The sequence below is a fragment of the Caballeronia grimmiae genome (genome assembly GCF_000698555.1).
In the GTDB taxonomy this organism is placed as follows: domain Bacteria; phylum Pseudomonadota; class Gammaproteobacteria; order Burkholderiales; family Burkholderiaceae; genus Caballeronia; species Caballeronia grimmiae.
The window spans coordinates 1-1196 of the sequence record NZ_JFHE01000121.1 but is presented as its reverse complement, the minus strand read 5'-3'; the positions used below and the strand labels follow the sequence as shown (position 1 = coordinate 1196).

General features: G+C 63.8%; 2 protein-coding genes. Both read left to right on the top strand.

What is annotated here, in order from left to right:
* Positions 1-128 precede the first annotated feature (128 nt).
* Complete coding sequence (locus tag BG57_RS30885; protein ID WP_035971114.1) at positions 129-1004, top strand: tyrosine-type recombinase/integrase; 876 nt, start codon at positions 129-131, stop codon at positions 1002-1004.
* Positions 1005-1025: 21 nt separating this feature from the next.
* A partial coding sequence (locus BG57_RS32185; protein WP_174447257.1) for a transposase zinc-binding domain-containing protein occupies positions 1026-1196 on the top strand: 171 nt, incomplete at its 3' end.

Here is a 1196-nt window from a genome sequence, read left to right as displayed (position 1 = left end):
CGACGGACTAAACCGCTCGCGCGGTAGGGGCTACGGTCAGACTTCGGTGGGCAGGGAGAGGCCGGCATCGTGGTTCCGTATGTTGGCGAATGAGGCAATCCGCCTCGTTCTCCAGCAGGAGCCGAATCATGACCTCCTCACAGTCAAACGTCAGTCCGCTGCGCCAGCGCATGATTGACGACATGCGCATGCGCCAGCTTGCCCCCAAGACCCAGGACATCTACCTGCACATCGTGCGTGAGTTCGCCCGTTTTCTCGGGCGCTCACCTGACACGGCCACCGTCGAGGACCTGCGGCGCTACCAGCTCTATCTGGTCGACCACGGCACATCGGCCGTTTCGCTGAACCACGCGATTACCGGCCTGAAGTTCTTCTTCACAGTCACGCTCGACCGGCCCGAGCTGATGGTCAGGATGCAACCCGTGCGCGTGCCCCGCGTATTGCCCATCGTGCTCAGCCGCGACGAAGTGCGGCGGCTCATCGAGGCCGCCGGTAACCTGAAGCACCAGACCGCGCTGTCGGTGGCGTACGGCGCGGGGCTACGCGCCAGCGAAGTGGTAGCGCTGAAGGTCACCGACGTCGACAGCGAACGCATGACATTGCGTATCGAGCAGGGTAAGGGCCGCCGTGACCGCTACGCAATGCTCTCGCCGGTGCTGCTCGAGCGCCTGCGTGTGTGGTGGCGCGTGGCCCGTACACAGGGCAAGATGCTCGATGGTGGGTGGCTGTTTCCCGGACTCGATCCGCTCGATCAGCTGAGCACGCGGCAACTGAACCGCGCCATTCATGCCGCCGCCGAGGCCGCGAACATCGACAAGCGCGTATCCATGCATACCCTGCGTCACAGCTTCGCCACCCACCTGCTCGAACAGAAGGTCGATATTCGTGTGATCCAGGTGCTGCTCGGCCACGCCAAGCTCGAGAACACCGCGCTCTACGTCCAGGTGGCCACCGATCTGCTACACGAGGTCACCAGTCCGCTGGACCGTCTGCCTTCCGAGTAGGCCCGAGCGCTGTAACACCTCATGCTGGAGGTTGCGGACATCTTCCGCAGCCACGGGCCAGCGTGGCGAGCCAACACACGCCTGAGCCTGGGGCAGCTGAAGGTCATGTCGGCCATCGAACGGTGCCGCACAGCGGCACTGGGCGGACATGTGCTGCGCTGTTTAGGCTGTGCAAAGACAGAAGTGTCCTTC

Bases quoted from the DNA above. Each gene is read 5' to 3' on its own strand.
- BG57_RS30885 (WP_035971114.1), top strand. From the start codon at position 129: ATGACCTCCTCACAGTCAAACGTCAGTCCGCTGCGCCAGCGCATGATT.